This window comes from Moraxella sp. CTOTU47579, from assembly GCF_032004885.1.
Taxonomy (GTDB): Bacteria; Pseudomonadota; Gammaproteobacteria; order Pseudomonadales; family Moraxellaceae; genus Faucicola; species Faucicola tetraodonis.
Genome location: NZ_DALZOJ010000004.1, coordinates 1 through 19238, shown reverse-complemented (window position 1 = coordinate 19238; position 19238 = coordinate 1). Strand labels below are relative to the sequence as shown.

Below are 19238 nucleotides of genomic sequence, written 5' to 3'. Positions count from 1 at the left end.
TTTTTAAAGCAGGATTTCGCTCTATGTCACTACAAATGCAAAAGACCTTGCAACACAGATTACAAAGTCGGATTATTATTTTACAGCGTTATTGTTTGGGTTTTGGTTCATTGCGCCAGACAACTGTGCAGGGATTTTACCAGTCGGATCAATTTCTAACTCTTCAACACCATTAAAGCGGGTAATATCCGCCAGATTAAAGCCCGCAGGCGCAGCAGCCAAACGTTTTGGTTTAGGCTTTTTGTCAGCAGGTGACCAGTTAAGTGCCCCTAGTTTGAGCAGATAATATAGACCGATTAACAGCTCTACCACAAACAGCACAACGGTCCAAAATCCCAGCCAACCTGCTTCTCTGACCGATACCGCATAGGTATATAGATATAATGCTTCTAAGTCAAAGATAACAAAGAAGATAGCGACGATATAGAATTTTGCAGATAAACGGATTCTGGCAGAACCAGCACTGACCACACCCGACTCGAAATTTTCTTGCTTTTGAAAGCCTTTAGAAGTACCACCTAACAATCTTGGTACAACAAGCATGAAAATACAAAGTCCTATGGCTGCCAAAATAAATACAATTGCAGACCAATCAATGACTGGAATCATGAGGATACTCCTGGGCAATACGACTAACCGTTACGTAGGTTAAGCAATTCAAGTTGGGACGATATTTTTGATATTTCCACCAAGCCCGTCTGGCTCAAGCGTAATATCACAAAGACGATGGCAGATAACGTCTTAAGAACTATTTTCCTTAAGATTACCTCGTACCAGCTAACAAGCTGCCCCGCTGCACATCCATTGACCATTATTGTAATCGGTGAGTGATTGGCTAGTTACTAAACAGGCTAGTCAAATATATTGCTAAAACCACGATGAAAACCTAATATAAAGTAGCATCACATCACTTTATAAAAATGCGTATTTTAACAAAAGTAACTATATATTGCTGTTAACTGGCTAAAACACGGATAGTTTACTCATTTTATGTAAAAAATGCTAGTAGCAGGCTTCAATCTTCCGGTAATTAACCGTTAATTAAATAGCAACACTTTAGCAAAAAAACCCTGCCATAAGCAGGGTTTATCAGCCAAAAATCATTTAAATAAGGTATTGAATAAAATAGTTAAATACTTATTGGTTAATCACATCCACGCCTTTAGGTGGCGTGAAGCTAAATTGATTACTAGCAATTGAGGCATTGCGTTTCACATTTGAGAATCGAATAGTGGTGGTTTGTCCCAAATTATCATTTAATACCATCATCACAGGATTACCGCCGTTAAAAGCGATACCTAAGCTTTTAAAGTTGGCATTGCCACTTTTTGGATACAACACATAATAATTTTTTGAGGCAATCGGCTGGGTCACATTAAAACTATTGGCGATTTTGCTAGGATCGCCTGACAAAATCAGTGCTGGGGTATCCCCTACTTGATTGCTCACGCTTTGCTTGGTCGCTTGATTTAAGTCTTTATCGTACACCCAAAGCGTATTGCCATTGGCAACAATCAACTGCGATGCCGTGCCATCAATCTGCCAACGAAACTGGTTTGGACGTTGCACAGCCATGGTACCTGAGAAATTTCTTGATGCTTTACTTAAGCCCTTGCCGCCTGTGCCAGAGGTGGTTTGACTAAAATTGGCGGTCATGCTTTTGACATTTTTAAGTAGGTTGTTTAAGTTTGTTGCCGCAGTTGATGAATTGGCGACAGCGGCATTGGCTGATTGCATAGCGACTGTCATCGGCATGCTGGTAATCAATAATGCTGATAATGTAGCCTTGGCTAATTTATTGATAATTTTATTGGTAGATGTTGTCATAGTAGGTTCCTCATTCAATAAAAATTGTTAAAAGTTTAGCAAAAGTATTCAAAAATAATATTAGCCCAGCATGCTAATCAACAAATTAAAAATTAACAAGTTAAGCTAAATTCGCTGACAGATATTGTCGCTAAATTTTTCTTACCCTACTAGACGCCCCATGCAATGATTGTTGTTGAAGTTGTAACAAATGTAACAATAGCTGAGTGATAAGAAAGTTTTGACTAGATAATGACTAACCACTGCCAAACCATTGAAGACTATCCAAAGCCCATTAACACGCTTAGCTATAAGCAATAAAAAACCCAATAAGTGCGACTTATTGGGTTAATTTGTTTAACAACAAGCTGAGTGATTATTCAGCTGCGCCTTCAACAAATACGTAGCGACGATTGAATTTACCTTTAACGGCAAATTTTACGACGCCGTCAGTTAAAGCAAATAATGTATGGTCACGACCCATACCTACACCTTCACCTGCGTGAAATTCTGTACCACGTTGACGTACAATGATGTTACCAGCAACAACTTGTTGACCGCCAAAGATTTTTACGCCAAGCATTTTTGGGTTTGAATCACGACCGTTACGGGTAGAACCTGCGGCTTTTTTATGTGCCATGTCGATGTCTCCTAGAGATTAATGTGTTTGAAATAGTCAATTAAGCAGTGATTGCTTTGATTTTTAACAAAGTATACCATTGACGGTGACCTTGTTCTTTATGGTAATGTTTACGACGTTTGTGTTTTACAATACGTACTTTCTCGCCACGACCATGTTCTACTACTTCAGCTTCGACCACTGCACCGGCAACCACAGGTTGACCAATTTTGATATCGCTGCCATCAACGACCATTAAAACGTCTTCAATTTTGATGGTATCGCCTTTTTCAGCTTTTAGCAATTCAACTTTTAAAAATTCATCTTGAACGACGCGATGTTGTTTACCACCACTTTTGATTACTGCATACATCTTGGTTGCTCCAATAAACCCGTACACCGTGGCTACCAAGGGCGATAACACTTCTACGACGGATACACAGGGAAATATAAGGTCGCGATTTTAACGTTTTTAGTGTTTAAAATCAAGTAAAACTTCACGGATGTGGGGTCGATTTTGGCTGATAAATTATTGCGCGTTTGTCAACGCCATGGACGCTCAGTAATACAAGTTGCCAATAAAAATACACAGCTATAACTTACACAAAAAACGGCAGTGTGGTATGATTTTGCCGACTTTCACCACAAGCCAAATTTCACGAATTTTCACTCCAAGCTTTGAGCCAACCTATGCTAGACAATGAACAATCAAATCCTACATCCACTGCTATCAATGCTGTTACCAAAGACAGTAACAGCACGCCTGTCACCTATCAGCAGATTCAATCTATTATCGCTGACGATTTCGAGATTATGGATAAGCAGGTGTATGGCAGTCTAAGCTCCAAAGTCAAACTGGTCATGTCGGTGAGTCAGCATGTCATCAACGCAGGCGGTAAACGTATGCGCCCGCTCATTTCGCTGCTTTGCTCACGCATTTGTAACGATCAGCCATCACAAGCTGCCATGCATTTGGGCGCAATCACTGAGATGCTGCATACCGCAACGTTAGTACATGACGATGTGATTGATGCGTCAGGTATGCGCCGTGGTAAGCCGACCGCGAATGCAACGTGGGATAATGCAACGGCTGTGTTGGTGGGTGACTATCTGATTGCCCGTTCATTTAATCTTTTGGTGGGTTTTGGCTCGTTGCCGTTATTGCAGTTATTCTCAGATGGCACCTGTGATATCGCTGAAGGGGAAGTCTTGCAGCTACAACATCAGCATGACCCCCAAGCTACCGAAGCCGATTATATGAAAATCATCGATGGCAAAACCTCTCGGCTATTTATGATGGCAAGTCAAGGCGTGGCTATTTTGGAAAATCGCCCTGAATACAATGACGCCTTCGCGATATTTGGTCAGCACTTTGGTAATGCCTTCCAAATCATTGATGACGTGCTCGATTTTGTCGGTGATAGTGAGGTGCTCGGCAAAAACGTGGGTGATGATATTGCTGAGGGCAAGCCAACCTTGCCGCTGATTAAAGCGCTTGAAATGACCACGGGTGATACGCATGAAAAATTGCGGATTGCCATTCAGACAGGGGAAGTGCAAGACACGGGCGAGATTATTGAGATTGTCAAAAACAGCGGCGCACTGGCGTACTGCCGTGACAAAGCGATGCAAGAAAGCGAAATTGCTAGACAAGCCGTGCTAACCTTACCTGATTCACGATATCGCCAAGGTTTACTCGATTTGATGACGCTTGCCAGCCAACGGCTTTATTAATTGTTAATAAAGGCTGTGTGGTGATCAGTTTGATGTCCAATTCGATGGGCGGTAAATAATACGTCATTAAATCGTCATACAAGTTTGCTAATTTTTTGATAGTTTTTTGATTGATACTTTTATCATTAATAATTTTGTGATTGATGGCTTTTTGATGGTTAGCTTTAAGATTATGGATGCTGTATGTCTAATACTATCCCCTCTTCATTATCAGATATTAAACAACAACTTATCGAAGATAAAGCCAAAAAAACTCAAGAACTATCGGCATTAGATACCATTCAATCACTTGCCACGATCGTCCCTGCTAACCCCACCACCATTGACATTAAATTTCGACCTTCCAAACACGCGGATTTTATGCAAGCTGCCAAGGTGCGTACCCCAAAATATAAATTCTACGTGGAAGTCGGTGGCGACCCTACCCACCCTACCATCGTACTGATTATGGGGCTAGGCGCGCAAAGCTTGGTATGGCCCAATGAATTTTGCTATGCATTAATCAATGCTGGATTTCGGGTCGTGCGATTTGACAATCGCGACATAGGCAAATCCAGCAAACTTAAGCACAAAAAACTGACCCCCGCTCATGATTCGCCTATTTATAAAGCCAAATTGCTCGGCAGATTCGGACTGGGTTTACCGCTTAAAAACCTGCAAACTCCGTATGATTTGTACGACATGGCAGAAGATGCCTATCAACTGCTCAAAATATTGGGGATCAAAAAATACTTTGTGATTGGTCAATCGATGGGCGGTATGATTGCGCAAATCATGGCAGTGCGTTATCCCCACCAAGTAGAAAAATTGGGACTATTATCCACCAGTAACAATCGACCCTTTTCGCGCCCACCCGCTATTGAAGCCATCAGGGCTTTTACCCAGCCACTACCCAAAAGCCAAGATGCTGACGCATTGACCCAGCAGTTCGTGCAAACCATCAAGACCATCGCCAGCCCCGATTACTTTGATGAACAAGCGGCGTTCAGCAAAGCTAAAAAACTATTTAAACGACGTTTTTATCCGAAAGGCACGCAGCGGCAGTTACTGGCGATTTTGGCGACGGGGTCACTGGTCGATATTGACAAACAAATCCACCAGCCCACCCTCATCATTCATGGCAAACAAGACAAACTCATTCCATTTAGTCATGCCTATTCGCTTGCTAAGCACATTGCGCACAGTCAGTTGATACTAATTGATGAGCTTGGTCACGACATGCCACTTGCGCTCATAGAAAAACTGGCAAGCCAGTTTATCGCGCATTTTAGTTACAATGCGCCAATCAATTGATTGTGATGCGAAAATTAACTCATTGTGATGATAAGCATTTGCTCCCATTCAACCTTTAAATCGGCTGGGATTGGCAAATCTTTTTCAAAATAGTATTTAAAACTTGACATCAAGATAGTTGCCATCATGGTGGCTTGGTAATCAATCGCCTCAGCCGTCAAATAGTCTGTCGCCTTTTGTTTTTTAGCCAGTTCAATAAAGTTTTGCTTACCCATCAAAAACATATCATGATAAAGATTGTGGTGTTGGGTACGGATTTTCCACAGGGCAAGCATCTGTTGGCGGCGTTCAAACATTTTTTGTGAATGATTTTCCATAATCATTTGTAGCATTTGACTATCAGCATTGAGCCTGTCTTGAAATAGCTGGCTGACTTCCTGCTTGAAATCATCAATCATCTGCCCAGCCAAATCACCCTTACCACTGTAATATTTATAAAAAGTAGCGCGATTGACTTTGGCGCGCTCCAAAATTGCTTGGATAGCAATATCGTTGTACTCCTGCTCGGACAACAACATAATAAAGGCTTCACGGATGGCTTTATGGGTTTTGACAACACGTAAATCAGGTGACTTGTTACGATTTAAAGTCATGCGCAAATGCTTCCTTATTAAAAAAATCTATCAATGGCTTTGACATTTTAAAATTTTTATCCATACAAATAGGTAATAATTGTTGCTTAAACACTTACTTTGTTTAATATTGTTGGTTTCGCAATCTAAGATTTTTTTTTAAAATAATGGCTGCCGATAACTGGTAGTAATGTAGCTATCATTTAGTTATCCTAAAGTTTTGTGTCTTATCGTAAATATTGCAACAACAATGTCGCATTTATTTTATAATATTTTTTTTAAAATTCCCTACTTTTTATGAGGTTGGTATGAGATACCCAGTGTTGTTCATGGTGTCATTAGCGAGTTGTAGCTTATTAATCGGGTGTAATAAGTCAGACACAGCAGCCCAGCAACAAAGTGGCGGCGGCGGTGCAGGAGCACAGGCGCAAATGCCACCCACAATAGTCAATGTACAGCCTGTAACATTCCAAACGATTCCACTTACCAAAGAGTTATCAGGTAAAGTTGTCGCCTATCAAGAAGCCACCGTTACGCCGCAAGTGTCAGGTATTATTGACCGCCAGTTGTTTCGCGAAGGCACTTTTGTCAAACAAAATCAGCCGTTATATCAAATCAATACCGATAGCTACACCAGTGTACTTGCCGGTAGTCGCGCAAGCCTTGACCAAAGCCTTGCTAGTGTCAATACCGCAAAAGCCAACTATAATAATGCCTTAGCGGTGCTAGAAACCCGCCAAGCCGAACTTGCGCTGGCTCAAACCAATTTAAACCGTCTAAAACAGCTACGTGGTACTGAGGCTATCTCAAGTCAAGAATATGACCAAGGGGCAACCGCCGTGCGTACCGCTCAAGCAGCGGTTAAAAATGCGCAGGCGCAAGTCGGGGTGGCACAAGCCAATATTGATGCCGCCCAAGCAGCGGCTCGCGGCGCACAGCAATCAGTGAATAGCAATCAGCTCACCATGAGCCGTACTGTGGTTAAAGCGCCTATTAGTGGTATCACCAGTCGCTCAAATGTCAATGTCGGTGCGCTTGCCACCGCGGGCACGACGCAGATGGTAACCGTCTCGCAACTTAATCCAATTTATGTCGATATCAGTCAATCAGCCGCCGAGTTATTGGCGCTTCGTCAGCAATTTGCGGCTGGTAAACTTAGCACACCGCGTACCGCACAGGTTCAGTTAAAGCTCGCTGATGGCTCAACCTACCCGATGGTGGGGCAACTTCGCTTCGAAGAAGCTAAAGTGGATAGTACCACAGGCACGGTTAATCTGCGTGCGGTATTTAGCAATGATAACTTTGTGCTGTTGCCAGGGATGATGGTGAATGCCCAGTTGATTCAAGGTATCATCAATAATGCCGTATTATTGCCACAAAGTGCCATTAATCGTACAGCCAAAGGTGAATCAACCGTGTATGTGGTTGACGCCAATAATAAAATCCAAGTACGCCCAGTTACGGTTCAAGGTACCCACCAAGGTCAATGGATTGTCACTAGCGGTCTAAAACAAGGTGAGCAAGTGGTGATGGTTGGTGGCGCCAAAGTCAAACCAGATCAGCAAGTCAAAGCCATGCCATATGTGGCATCGCAGCCAGCCTCAACCGCGGTACCGACCAATGCTTCTACCACGACGACGACCAAAACGACCGTAACAAATAGCTCAACTACCGCCAAAACTGCGCAGCCATAAGCACGGGAGATATCATGTCACGCTTTTTTATTGATAGACCCATCTTTGCTTGGGTGATTGCCATGCTCATCATGCTGATGGGTATCTTAGCAATTTTTAAATTACCGATTGAGCAGTACCCACGTATTGCCCCACCTACCATTAGTATCTCAGCAACTTATCCAGGTGCCGCTGCCCAAACCATTGAAGACTCCGTCACGCAGGTGATTGAGCAAAAAATGAAAGGGCTTGATGGATTGATGTATATGTCCTCAAGTTCATCATCAAGTGGCGCTGCGCAAATTACCTTGACCTTTGAGAATGGGACAGATCCCGATACGGCACAAGTCCAAGTCCAAAACAAACTGCAATCTGCCATGAGTTCGCTGCCAGAGATGGTGCAGCGCATGGGGGTCAACGTCAATAAGTCCACGAGTGGCTTTTTGATGGTACTGGCGATGACATCCGAAGATGGCAGTATGGATCGTGCCGATATTGCCGATTATCTCAACTCCAACGTGGTTGACCAGCTCAGCCGTGTCGATGGTGTGGGTAACGTCAATGTGTTTGGCTCTGCGTATGCCATGCGTATTTGGTTAGACCCTGAAAAACTTCGTACCTATGGTTTAATACCCTCGGATATCACCAGCGCAATTCAAGCGCAAAACGCACAAGTATCAGCCGGTCAGCTAGGACAAACACCCACTGACGAAGCCCGTCAAGCCATTAATGCCACAGTGACTGTGCAAAGTTACTTACAAACCCCAGAGCAATTTCGTAATATTTTGCTTAAAAGTAACACAAATGGCGCGCAAATTCGCTTGGGCGATGTCGCCAAAGTGGAAATTGGTAGTGAAAGCTACAGCCCCATTGCCCGCTACAATGGCAAGGATGCGGCAGGTATCGGTATCTCACTGTCATCTGGCGCCAATGCTTTAAGCACACGTGATGCCGTAGAAGCCAAACTTAAAGAGCTTGAACCTAATTTTCCTGCGGGCTTAAAAGCCTCAGTTGCCTATGACACCACGCCATTTGTACGTTTGTCGATTGAGGAAGTGGTCAGAACACTTGCTGAAGCGATTGCGCTGGTATTTTTAGTGATGTTCTTGTTTTTACAAAGCTGGCGCGCAACGATTATTCCTACGTTGGCAGTACCTGTGGTAATACTGGGTACGTTTGGTATTTTGTACGCATTTGGCTATACCATCAATGTGTTGACGCTGTTTGCCATGGTGTTATCCATCGGTCTATTAGTCGATGACGCGATTGTCGTGGTCGAAAACGTTGAGCGTTTGCTGGAAGAAAATCCAGACATGACGCCACTGGAAGCCACCCGTGAATCGATGCGCGAAATCAGTAAAGTGGTGATTGGTATTGCCTTGATTTTGTCGGCTGTCTTTTTACCGATGGCATTCTTTGGCGGCTCAACTGGGGTGATTTATCGCCAGTTCTCCGTGACGCTTATCAGCAGCATGGTACTATCTGCCCTAGTTGCCTTGATTTTCACCCCTGCCCTATGTGCGACTATCCTCAAACGCACTAAAGCCCATGACAAACACAGCGGGCATCAGACCGGTTTCTTTGGCGCATTTAACCGTATGTTTATGCGTCTTAGTAAAGGCTATGAAAGCTTTGTGGGTCGCAGTATCAAAATGCGCTGGCTATATATGATTCCTTATGCCTTGGTGATTGCGGCATTGGTGTTCTTATTTACCCGTATTCCAAGTTCATTTATTCCCGAAGAAGACCAAGGTGTGCTGTTGACATTGGTGCAACTGCCTGCCGGTAGTACCCAAAATCAAACGCAAGCGGTTATCGAAAAGGTCAACGCCTATTATAAAACCCAAGAAAAAGACCTTGTGCAGTCTGTATTTACGGTCAATGGCTTTAGTTTTGCCGGTCAAGGGCAAAATATGGGATTGGCATTTGTACGCTTAAAAGATTGGGATGAGCGCCCTGGTAAAGAAAATACCGCGCAATCGATTGCCAAACGTGCCATGGGTTATTTTATGACCCAAGTCAATGAAGCCCAAGTATATGCCATTTCACCGCCTGCTATTCAAGGTTTGGGTACGGCAACGGGTTTTGATCTGCAGCTACAAGACTCAGGCAACTTAGGTCACGAAGGCTTGCTGCAAGCCCGTAACATGCTACTGGGCATGGCGGCGCAAAATAAACAAGTCAGTGGCGTGCGTCCAAATGGACAAGAAGATTCACCCCAATACAAAGTCAACGTCAATTATGATTCTGCTGCGGCTATGGGTGTCGCGCCGAGCGTGATTAACAGTGTTCTTAGTACCGCTTGGGGTGGTAGCTACGTCAATGACTTTATGGATCGTGGTCGTATCAAAAAAGTGTATATGCAAGGTGAAGCTGAGAGCCGTACCACCCCAGAGGACATCAACAAATGGTATGTACGTAACAGTGACAATCAGATGATTCCGTTTAGCTCGTTTGCCACCGGTGAATGGCAGTATGGTTCGCCTACGCTAACGCGTTATAACAGCTTGTCATCGATGAACTTACAAGGTAACGCAGCGCCAGGACTTAGTACCGGTCAAGCGATGACGGCGATGGAACAAATGATTGCCAAACTGCCAAAAGGTATCAGTTATGAATGGACAGGTTTATCGTTAGAAGAGAAAAAATCTGGCGCCCAAGCACCCATGCTGTACGCCATTTCGATTTTAGTGGTTTTCTTATGTTTAGCTGCACTGTATGAAAGCTGGTCAATTCCCTTTGCAGTACTACTTGTTGTGCCACTTGGGGTATTGGGTGCTGCGCTGTTTACCGGTTTACGCGGGCTTTCAAACGATATTTATCTGCAAGTGGGTCTGCTGACCGTTGTCGGTTTATCTGCCAAAAATGCGATTTTGATTATTGAATTTGCCAAAGAACGACAAGATTTGGGACATAGTCTATATGACTCGGTTACTGTCGCTGCTCGCCAACGATTACGCCCGATTATTATGACATCATTGGCGTTTGGTATTGGTGTGGTGCCCTTATTCTTGGCAACGGGCGCAGGCTCAGGTAGCCAAAATGCGATTGGTACAAGTGTATTAGGCGGCGTGGTCAGTGCGACTATCCTAGGGGTGTTCTTTATCCCAATGTTCTATGTGTGGATACGCTCACTGATTAAAGGTAAAAAACCGCACGACCCCAATGATGGCAATGATGGCAACATTGGTGATTTACAACCTGTATCACCCTACTCACCTAATCCTGCTGAACCTGTCGCTGTCACACAGCCCACACAGGTGAGTATCTATAAGCCTGAGGACAGTTCACAATCAAACCATCAATAAGACATAAATGGGTAAACATTTTACCCATTTAATCTTTTACAATAACAAACACATTATGTTTATACAGGTAAGTTATATGGATTCTACCTTTCGCCTAGTACCCCTGACCGCTATAGTAGCCACCCTACTATCGCTCAGCGCTTGTCAAACCATTCCAAAAGCCAAAACTGAGCCTGTCGTGGCGCAGCCGCATATCGCAATTAATCAGCCTTATGAAACCTATGACAGTCAGACTGTTAGCGGCACCAATCAGCCGAGTATCGCGTCTCAGCGTTGGCAGGATTTTTATAGTGATGCCAAGCTAAAACAACTGATTCAATTGGGTTTAGACAACAACAAAGACATCAGTGCCACGATTTTGGCAATTCAAAAAGCCCGCGCACAATACCAAATCCAAGACATCGCCGATGTGCCCACTATCAATAGTTCTGGCTCATATTCTTACGGTGCAACAAACTCAAGAGATGCCAATCCTAGTAGTACTTACAATGTCGGTCTGGCAATGTCAAGTTACGAGTTTGACTTTTGGGGACGTATTGCGAGCCTCAAAGATGCCGCCTTACAAAACTATCTTGCGACCACTGCTGCCAAAGATGCCGCGCAAATTAGCTTGATTAGTAACATTGCGCAAAGCTATGTGGCCTACAGCTATAATCTGGCACAACTGCAACTTGCCAAACAAACCTTAGCCACACGCCAAGATTCACTTCGCATTAACCAGCTGCGTTTTAAAGCAGGTCTTGATTCGCAGCTAAGTACCGTACAAGCCCAAGCGGCGGTTGAAGCTGCCAAAGTGTCTATCGCCCAAGCACAAACTAATTTGTTGACCAACCAAAATGCCCTGCGCTATTTAGTAGGTGCCCCGGTGGATAATAGCCTACTACCCGCAGCGGCCATTAGTAGCATCACCAATAATCGTATTTTTGGCACGGGCTTACCCAGTGATTTGTTATTGTATCGTCCTGATTTGCGTCAAGCGGAATATAACTTAAAAGCCGCAGGCGCAAATATTAACGCCGCGCGCGCTGCGTTTTATCCAACCATTAGCCTATCGGGCAATGTGGGTGCTGCCAGCTCAAGCTTAGGCGATTTGTTTAAAACAGGCGCATTTAGCTGGGGTTTTGGACCGAGCGTGAGCTTGCCGATTTTTGATGCAGGTCTACGTAAGGCCAACTACCAAGTGAGTGAAATCGAGCAACAACAAGCGCTAAATACTTATGAAAAAGCGATTCAAACCGCTTTTAAAGAAGTCAATGACGTATTTGCCAATCGCGCAACGTTAAATCAGCAGTTGACCGCGTACAACCAGTCGCTTGCTGCTAACCAAAAATACTATCAAATTGTTCAAGCGCGCTTCAAAGCAGGTTTAGACAATTATTTGGGCGTATTAGATGCACAGCGTTCGATTTACAGCAGCCAACAAAGTATTCTAAATACCAAGCAGTCGCAATTGCTCAGTCAAATTCAGCTATACCAAGTTTTAGGTGGCGGGGTGAGTCGCGATGTACCGCTCGAAACACCCACAGAAAAACATACGAATTTCAGCACCAAGTTGTCACAGGTTGCCAACAATGCCCAGCAAAAAATTACTGATGCAGCCCATCAGCCTGCCCAAGTGACTACTAAAACAACCTCAACAACGACCACCACAACCACAGTCCAACCCTAATACATTAGACCTAGCTCATTAGAGCTAGTGCATTAGATTAGCCGTAAGCTGTTATAGTAAAAAACCCACATCACTGTGGGTTTTTTATGGGTTTTTTACTATAAATGGCTGTTTTAAAATGCATAACTGGCGATGCCATGCGCGATGAGCTTTCCTTCATCATTGACCAACATCATCCGCGTGGTACAGCCTTTTCGTCCCATACGAATCACTTCGGCTGTGACCATAAACTCATGACCGCGCCCAGGGGCTAGATAATCGACGCGCAAATCGACGGTTGCCATGCGTTTGATTTTTTTGGTCTGCTCTTCAAACGTGCCTTGGTCACGACGATAGATTTCCAGCATGCCCTCAAGCCCGCCTATGGTATCTAATAGCGTCGCCGTCATACCGCCATGCAAAATCTCAAAATTTGGATTACCGATGAGGGCAGGATTGGACTTGACCTTACCATATACTCTGCCATCTTCATAATGATAGGTAGTAAAGGTATGCGCCACAAATGGGCTTTGGGACATGATGTTGGCGAGCTGCTGCCCTAGCACATCAATACTAGGTTTGCTGATAGCGTGATGCTCACTGTCTTCATTGAGCTGCAGTTGCGACTCGTTTGCCAAATCAGAATGCTCATCATTTTCTTTAGACGTCGTGTCAGTCATGTTAGTGCTATCAGTCGATAACTGAGCGGCTAATTGATTGGCATTTACAGGGTTTAAACTCACGGCGCCCTCCATGCGTAAGTAGATTGTGGTAAGATAGCTTTTTAAAAAATTATCATTCTAGCAAATTTTGCTTATTTATCCTTATACAATTTCTGCGTTACTTGATAACGTTACTTAATAATAAGTATCACTCGATAATAAGAGGTTTTTATGAGTTATATTTTTAACCGTTCATTCCCCAATACTCGCTTACGTCGACTACGTTACAACGACAATATCCGCGCCATGGTGCAAGAAACCAGCATTGAACCCAAGCATCTGATTGCGCCCGTGTTTGTCATTGAGGGTAAACAGCAGCGCCAAGCTGTGGCAAGCATGCCAGGCGTTGAGCGTTTGAGCGTGGACTTGCTAATTGAGTATGCCAAGCAACTACTCAGTCTAGGCGTCACCACCATTGATTTATTCCCTGTCATTAGCCCAAACCTTAAATCGCTACAGGCTGAACACGCCTATGATGAGAACGGTCTTGCCTGCACTGCTATCAAAGCGATTAAAGACGCCCTACCTGAGATGGTGGTGATGACTGATGTGGCACTCGACCCCTATACCAGTCATGGTCAAGACGGTATTGTCGATGACAATGGCTACGTGCTCAATGACATTACCGTTGAAATCCTCGCCAAACAAACCCTGAGCCACGCCCGTGCAGGGGCGGATATCATCTCGCCAAGCGATATGATGGATGGTCGTATTGCCGCGCTTCGTCAAGCATTGGATGGAGAAAATTTTATTAATACCGCCATTATGGCGTATTCTGCCAAATACGCGTCTGCGTATTATGGACCGTTTCGTGATGCAGTCGGCAGCGCAGGCAACCTTAAAGGCGGACACAAAAAACAATACCAAATGGATTTTGGTAATCGCGCTGAAGCCCTGCATGAAGTCGCCCTCGACATCCAAGAAGGCGCGGACATGGTAATGGTCAAACCAGGTCAGCCTTATCTTGATTTGGTACGCGAAGTCAAAGATACGTTTGGCGTGCCGACTTATGCGTATCAAGTATCGGGTGAATATGCCATGCACATGGCGGCGATACAAAACGGCTGGTTAAGCGAGGACGTTATTTTAGAATCACTGTTAGGGTTTCGCCGTGCAGGTGCTGACGGTATCTTAACTTATTTTGCAATGACAGCCGCCCAAAAGCTCAATCAATAATATCTTAAAATTTGATTAAAACTTAAAGGCGACACTGGTTTATCAATCAGTGTCGCCTTTTTTTGATGTTACATTTATTAACTTAAAAGCATCGAGCGCGCTAACGAGTGTGATAAAAAGTTACTTAATGTCATAGAGAATAACAAATCTGCTAACTTTTATTATTTTTTTATCCATTTACTTACTAAATAGAAACTTAGTTTATCCTTCAATTTCATGCACAATAAGTTAAAGTAAAGAAGCTAAAGCTAAAATACACACTCTTATTTACCCCTATTGACTAAGCTTACTAATTTTGGACGAGCCTTTTTTGGCGTCATTTTTAGCGTTTTACAATAATTGATTACTTTTTGGCATTATATTTTTGAAAAAAATAAGCAGATAATGGGGTTAATAACAAATAAAAGACGAGAGTGGTATCTGCTAGCTGATTAATCGAGGATAAGATGATGAGTAATGCACCAATTTCTAATAGTTCGATTGCTAATAGCCCAATCAAAAACGCCATGATGGCAGTGGCTATGATGTCATTTTTGGCACTCAGCTTTAAACTTTCCGCTGATTTGACAAAGGATACTCAGCCATCGATAAGTCCGACTGATGCGGTTGTTAGTACCTTAAATCAGCCGAGCCAACAGGTGGTATTGTCTACCCATAATTAATATATTGTTATCAATTTAATTAACAGAAGATGCGATGCCGCATCTTTTTTTTATGGCAGTCATTGATGACCACCGGCTTATGGATTATTGCACGGATTAATTCTTAAAATTTTACCGTCAACTATGCCCTTATCTTTTGCGCTTTAGACTATAATAGTCGATTGTCAATTTTTTACTGAGCAACTTTTATTAACGGTGGAAGCGACTATGAGCCAATTAAACCCTCGCCAACAAGAAGCCATGCAATATGTCTCTGGACCCTTGCTGGTACTGGCAGGTGCAGGTTCGGGTAAGACATCAGTGATTACCCGTAAAATCGCTTATCTGATTGAAGAATGCCAAATGCCAGCTGAGCGTATCACTGCGGTCACCTTTACCAACAAAGCGGCTCGCGAGATGAAAGCCCGTGTGCAAAAATTATTGCCAAGTGATAAAACCAAAGGCTTAACTGTCTCGACGTTTCACCAATTTGGCTTGCAGTTTTTACGTTACGAGTTATTGCATACGCCGCTTAAAGGCAATTTTTCCATCATGGACGCCGAAGATAGCAAGCGGCTGTTGATGGATTTGATGGTGCGAGACAACATGAGCGGTGCCGAGAGCCGTGAATTGGTCGGTAAAGCTATCAAAATGATTTCCGATTGGAAAAATGACCTAATCCCCCCTGAAAAAGCAGCGGATACGCTGACCGACCCTGAAGATATGCTATTTGCAACGCTCTATCAACTCTACGAGCGTAACCTACGTGCCTATAATGCGGTGGATTTTGATGACTTAATTGTAATGCCGACACGGCTACTGCAAGAAAATACCCAAATACGTGACAAATGGCAAAATCGCATACGCTATCTACTGGTAGATGAATACCAAGACACCAATACCGCGCAATATGAATTGATTAAACTGCTCGTTGGCGTGCAGCCGCGTTTTACGGTGGTGGGTGATGATGACCAATCCATCTATGCATGGCGTGGGGCAAAACCTGAAAACATGGCACTGCTGCAAGAGGATTTTCCCAAATTAAAGGTGGTTAAGCTTGAGCAAAACTATCGCTCTACGTCGCGTATTTTGCACGCTGCCAACTCAGTGATTACCAATAATGAGCATTTATTTGAAAAAAAATTATGGTCAGATAAAGGGCATGGCGAGCTGATTCGCATCATCAATTGTCGTAACGATGATGATGAAGCCGAACGCGTTGCCAAAGAAATCATCACTCACAAACTTCGCAATGCCAATGAATGGCAAGATTATGCGGTACTGTATCGTAGTAACTTTCAGGCGCGTATGTTGGAAGCTCAGCTACGTCAGCTGCAAATTCCTTATAAGTTATCAGGCGGCACGTCGTTCTTTGCCCGTAGTGAAATCAAAGACATTATGAGCTATTTGCGCTTGATTCTAAATCCTGAAGACGACAGTGCCTTTTTACGCATTATCAATACCCCAAAACGTGGGCTTGGACCTGCCAGCCTTGAAAAACTCGGACTATTTGCCCAAGAACACCAAGTCTCACTATTGATGGCAAGTGGTCATAGTGGACTGACGCATGTGTTACCCAAAAAAGCCAGTGGCGAGCTTAAAGAATTTGCTGATTTTATCGAGCGTTACACCCAAGAGCTATACCAGCATCCCGACCCTGTGCCGCTGGTCAAGCAAATGATTGATGAAACTGGCTATATTGATTTGGTACGAAGCGAAGCAAAAACCCCGCAGCAAGAAAAAATTCGTATTGATAATATCGAAACCCTATACGCCAGTATCCAAAACCTGATTAACCGCGCGGATGATGACGATGATCGCACCATTGATGCAGTCATTCGTAAGCTTGTGTTACTTGATATGCTTGAGCAGCAGCAGGAAGAGGAAAATACCAATAAAGTCAATCTGATGACACTACACGCCGCTAAAGGGCTTGAGTTTGATTATGTCTATATCATGGGACTTGAAGAAGAACTATTACCGCATAAAAACTCCATTATTGCTGAATCCATCGAAGAAGAACGACGCTTGATGTACGTGGGGATTACCCGTGCCCGTAAAGAGCTGACCATGACAATGGCTGCCCAGCGCCGTGCAGGCGGGCAAATGAAAACCACCACCCCTAGCCGATTTATCGACGAGTTGCCGACAGAACATATCGATGCCCCTGGCATGAAAAAATCAGCGGCAGCGCATCAACCCAAGAAAACCGCAGAGGATTATTTGGCCAATATTCAGGCGTTACTCAAAAGCAAAGCCGCCAAATAATTAATTGATAAAAAAAACGGCATAGCAGAAAAGGCGTAAAAAAAGGGCAAAAAGGTAACTTTAAGCCCTTTTTTTATTGCAAAACAGCCTGTATGACAAAGATTTGACCCAATCACTCAAGTAAATGTAACTAAATATTTCTTGGGAAACAGGTGTTTGATAGGAGATGTAACAAAAAATTTCAAATAGGTAGCTTAGTTACCTTTTTGGCAAATTTCATTTCATAACTTAACGTCCGACCTGTTAAACACAGACAGTAATCTAAATTTATTTTGCTATGATGGCTTTAACAAAACAAGCAGGGCAATATTTGAATTCCACAGATTCAAATTAACTTAACTAAAATTTTACATAGCTTGTTGTGATACTTTTCAAAAAACTTCTAAAGGAGAAGACGATGAAAACTTTAAATAAAACCCTTTTAGCCTTAATTGCAGGTACAGTTGTGACTGCAGGTGCAAACGCTGCCCTTTATCAAACCAATACTGTGGGTTACGCAGGTCAACCCTATGTAGGTGTTAAAGCGGGTCAATTTAATACTGATGTTGACCGTCTTGATACTGACAACCAAACCGCTTATGGTGTGTATGCAGGTTATAACTTTACCCCTAACTTTGGTGCAGAAGTAGAATATGTGGATTCTTCAAAAGAAGATCTAAAATATAGCGGTACGAAAGTAGGTGAAATTAGCACTAACACGGCAGGTTTATATGGTACTTATAAATACCAATTTCCAGCATCGAATGTTTATGCCAAAGGTAAATTAGGTATTGCGCAAACCCAAGTTGATTTTGATGGTGATAAATATGACAAGTCGGGTGTAGCAGGTGGTGTCGGCTTAGGTTATAACCTTTCACCAAATGCATCTGTAGAAGCTGAATATACGCGTCTGCCTTCAGTTGACGTAACAAATAATGTTTCAGTTGATACAGACTTAGTCACTGTCGGTGCTCACTATAAATTCTAATTGAATTGCTAATTGAATTAATAGATGAATACTGGATATCAATACAAAAGAGTAGCTTATGGCTGCTCTTTTTTTGGTATCTTTTTTTCTTCAAAAAACTTACTTTGGTAGTTGCTCAGTATTGTGCCATTTAGGTTTATAATAGAGTGGTTTTTATACATCTTTTTATAAATTTAAGATAAGTTGGTGAGCATGAAGCAAGTACAAGTCAAGATTTTAAACCCCAAAATTGGTAATGATGATAAATTTCCCCTACCTCATCGCGCGACAGACGGCTCTGCGGGCATAGATTTGCGTGCTTGTATCGATGAGCCTATCAGCATAAAAGCTGGTGAAAGCCAGTTGATTGGTACAGGACTCGCCATCTATATTCAAGACCCTGATTATGTCGGTTTTATCATGCCGCGCTCAGGGCTAGGGCATAAGCATGGTATTGTCCTCGGTAATCTGACGGGCGTAATTGATGCTGATTACCAAGGCGAATTAATGGTCTCTATCTGGAACCGTAGTCAAACCGATTATGTCTTACAACCTGGCGAGAAAATGGCGCAGTACTTGGTCGTGCCGATTGCGCGTCCGACTTTTGAGATTGTAGCGGAGTTTTCTGATATCAGTGTACGCGGTGAAGGCGGCTTTGGCTCAACGGGAACCCATTAATTGTTACCGTTTTCTCATTTTTTTTTAACAATTTATAACAGAGTATTTAATTATTTTGCCAAACTTCAATGCTATGATTTTGGTGGTATAAAATCAGTTACTGAAGTTACGCAGCCCTTTAAAAAAGCGCTATCATAACAAAAAAAGCAGTCAG

General features: G+C 43.2%; 16 protein-coding genes. 10 read left to right on the top strand and 6 right to left on the bottom strand.

Annotation, left to right across the window (positions count from 1 at the left end; all coding sequences use genetic code 11):
* Positions 1-75 precede the first annotated feature (75 nt).
* The 4 genes from ndhC to rplU form a co-directional block, all read right to left on the bottom strand.
* On the bottom strand, positions 76-609 hold the full coding sequence (gene ndhC, locus RTP55_RS03740; protein ID WP_159374373.1) for an NADH-quinone oxidoreductase subunit A: 534 nt from the start codon (positions 607-609) through the stop codon (positions 76-78).
* 528 nt (positions 610-1137) lie between these two features.
* Complete coding sequence (gene lolA / locus RTP55_RS03735) at positions 1138-1827, bottom strand: outer membrane lipoprotein periplasmic chaperone LolA (protein WP_312384308.1); 690 nt, start codon at positions 1825-1827, stop codon at positions 1138-1140.
* Positions 1828-2182: 355 nt separating this feature from the next.
* On the bottom strand, positions 2183-2446 hold the full coding sequence (gene rpmA, locus RTP55_RS03730) for a 50S ribosomal protein L27 (RefSeq protein ID WP_036591251.1): 264 nt from the start codon (positions 2444-2446) through the stop codon (positions 2183-2185).
* Positions 2447-2486: 40 nt separating this feature from the next.
* Positions 2487-2798, bottom strand: coding sequence for a 50S ribosomal protein L21 (rplU, locus tag RTP55_RS03725; protein ID WP_062334263.1), 312 nt, complete (start codon positions 2796-2798; stop codon positions 2487-2489).
* Positions 2799-3238: 440 nt separating this feature from the next.
* On the opposite strand from rplU, the gene RTP55_RS03720 reads away from it, so the two are divergent.
* Together RTP55_RS03720 and RTP55_RS03715 are read left to right on the top strand one after the other, a co-directional pair.
* Positions 3239-4159, top strand: a complete 921-nt coding sequence (locus tag RTP55_RS03720) for a polyprenyl synthetase family protein (protein ID WP_312384588.1) — start codon at positions 3239-3241, stop codon at positions 4157-4159.
* A gap of 183 nt (positions 4160-4342) precedes the next feature.
* Positions 4343-5452, top strand: coding sequence for an alpha/beta fold hydrolase (locus RTP55_RS03715; RefSeq protein ID WP_312384304.1), 1110 nt, complete (start codon positions 4343-4345; stop codon positions 5450-5452).
* A 14-nt stretch (positions 5453-5466) separates the two neighbouring features.
* Here the strand turns inward: RTP55_RS03715 and RTP55_RS03710 are convergent, their stop codons facing one another.
* Complete coding sequence (locus RTP55_RS03710; protein WP_312384302.1) at positions 5467-6045, bottom strand: TetR/AcrR family transcriptional regulator; 579 nt, start codon at positions 6043-6045, stop codon at positions 5467-5469.
* Positions 6046-6332: 287 nt separating this feature from the next.
* On the opposite strand from RTP55_RS03710, the gene RTP55_RS03705 reads away from it, so the two are divergent.
* From RTP55_RS03705 to RTP55_RS03695, 3 genes are all read left to right on the top strand, one after another.
* Positions 6333-7718, top strand: a complete 1386-nt coding sequence (locus tag RTP55_RS03705) for an efflux RND transporter periplasmic adaptor subunit (RefSeq protein ID WP_312384301.1) — start codon at positions 6333-6335, stop codon at positions 7716-7718.
* A gap of 14 nt (positions 7719-7732) precedes the next feature.
* Positions 7733-11005 carry an efflux RND transporter permease subunit gene (locus RTP55_RS03700; protein WP_312384299.1) on the top strand — a complete coding sequence of 1091 codons (3273 nt, stop codon included), beginning with the start codon at positions 7733-7735 and terminating at the stop codon, positions 11003-11005.
* Between the two features lie 76 nt (positions 11006-11081).
* Complete coding sequence (locus RTP55_RS03695; protein ID WP_312384297.1) at positions 11082-12674, top strand: efflux transporter outer membrane subunit; 1593 nt, start codon at positions 11082-11084, stop codon at positions 12672-12674.
* Between the two features lie 113 nt (positions 12675-12787).
* On the opposite strand, the gene RTP55_RS03690 is transcribed toward RTP55_RS03695, so the two are convergent.
* A complete protein-coding gene (locus RTP55_RS03690; protein ID WP_312384296.1) occupies positions 12788-13396 on the bottom strand; it encodes a thioesterase family protein in 609 nt (202 codons plus the stop codon).
* A 150-nt stretch (positions 13397-13546) separates the two neighbouring features.
* On the opposite strand from RTP55_RS03690, the gene hemB reads away from it, so the two are divergent.
* From hemB to dut, 5 genes are all read left to right on the top strand, one after another.
* Positions 13547-14551: a porphobilinogen synthase gene (gene hemB / locus RTP55_RS03685; protein ID WP_312384294.1), complete on the top strand. Its 1005-nt coding sequence runs from the start codon at positions 13547-13549 to the stop codon at positions 14549-14551.
* A gap of 449 nt (positions 14552-15000) precedes the next feature.
* The gene (locus RTP55_RS03680; protein ID WP_312384293.1) at positions 15001-15213 is read left to right on the top strand and encodes a hypothetical protein; all 213 of its coding nucleotides are present in this window, start codon (positions 15001-15003) and stop codon (positions 15211-15213) included.
* A 207-nt stretch (positions 15214-15420) separates the two neighbouring features.
* Positions 15421-17460, top strand: coding sequence for a UvrD-helicase domain-containing protein (locus RTP55_RS03675; RefSeq protein WP_312384292.1), 2040 nt, complete (start codon positions 15421-15423; stop codon positions 17458-17460).
* A gap of 397 nt (positions 17461-17857) precedes the next feature.
* Positions 17858-18427 (top strand): porin family protein, encoded by a 570-nt coding sequence (locus tag RTP55_RS03670; protein WP_312384290.1) that lies wholly within the window; start codon positions 17858-17860, stop codon positions 18425-18427.
* Positions 18428-18619: 192 nt separating this feature from the next.
* Complete coding sequence (gene dut / locus RTP55_RS03665; protein ID WP_135890274.1) at positions 18620-19084, top strand: dUTP diphosphatase; 465 nt, start codon at positions 18620-18622, stop codon at positions 19082-19084.
* The last annotated feature ends 154 nt before the right edge of the window (positions 19085-19238 follow it).

What these genes read in the sequence shown, in the direction of transcription:
- ndhC (WP_159374373.1), bottom strand. Translation starts at nt 609, where the DNA reads ATGATTCCAGTCATTGATTGGTCTGCAATTGTATTTATTTTGGCAGCC.
- lolA (WP_312384308.1), bottom strand. Translation starts at nt 1,827, where the DNA reads ATGACAACATCTACCAATAAAATTATCAATAAATTAGCCAAGGCTACA.
- rpmA (WP_036591251.1), bottom strand. Translation starts at nt 2,446, where the DNA reads ATGGCACATAAAAAAGCCGCAGGTTCTACCCGTAACGGTCGTGATTCA.
- rplU (WP_062334263.1), bottom strand. Translation starts at nt 2,798, where the DNA reads ATGTATGCAGTAATCAAAAGTGGTGGTAAACAACATCGCGTCGTTCAA.
- RTP55_RS03720 (WP_312384588.1), top strand. Translation starts at nt 3,239, where the DNA reads ATGGATAAGCAGGTGTATGGCAGTCTAAGCTCCAAAGTCAAACTGGTC.
- RTP55_RS03715 (WP_312384304.1), top strand. Translation starts at nt 4,343, where the DNA reads ATGTCTAATACTATCCCCTCTTCATTATCAGATATTAAACAACAACTT.
- RTP55_RS03710 (WP_312384302.1), bottom strand. Translation starts at nt 6,045, where the DNA reads ATGACTTTAAATCGTAACAAGTCACCTGATTTACGTGTTGTCAAAACC.
- RTP55_RS03705 (WP_312384301.1), top strand. Translation starts at nt 6,333, where the DNA reads ATGAGATACCCAGTGTTGTTCATGGTGTCATTAGCGAGTTGTAGCTTA.
- RTP55_RS03700 (WP_312384299.1), top strand. Translation starts at nt 7,733, where the DNA reads ATGTCACGCTTTTTTATTGATAGACCCATCTTTGCTTGGGTGATTGCC.
- RTP55_RS03695 (WP_312384297.1), top strand. Translation starts at nt 11,082, where the DNA reads ATGGATTCTACCTTTCGCCTAGTACCCCTGACCGCTATAGTAGCCACC.
- hemB (WP_312384294.1), top strand. Translation starts at nt 13,547, where the DNA reads ATGAGTTATATTTTTAACCGTTCATTCCCCAATACTCGCTTACGTCGA.
- RTP55_RS03680 (WP_312384293.1), top strand. Translation starts at nt 15,001, where the DNA reads ATGAGTAATGCACCAATTTCTAATAGTTCGATTGCTAATAGCCCAATC.
- RTP55_RS03675 (WP_312384292.1), top strand. Translation starts at nt 15,421, where the DNA reads ATGAGCCAATTAAACCCTCGCCAACAAGAAGCCATGCAATATGTCTCT.
- RTP55_RS03670 (WP_312384290.1), top strand. Translation starts at nt 17,858, where the DNA reads ATGAAAACTTTAAATAAAACCCTTTTAGCCTTAATTGCAGGTACAGTT.
- dut (WP_135890274.1), top strand. Translation starts at nt 18,620, where the DNA reads ATGAAGCAAGTACAAGTCAAGATTTTAAACCCCAAAATTGGTAATGAT.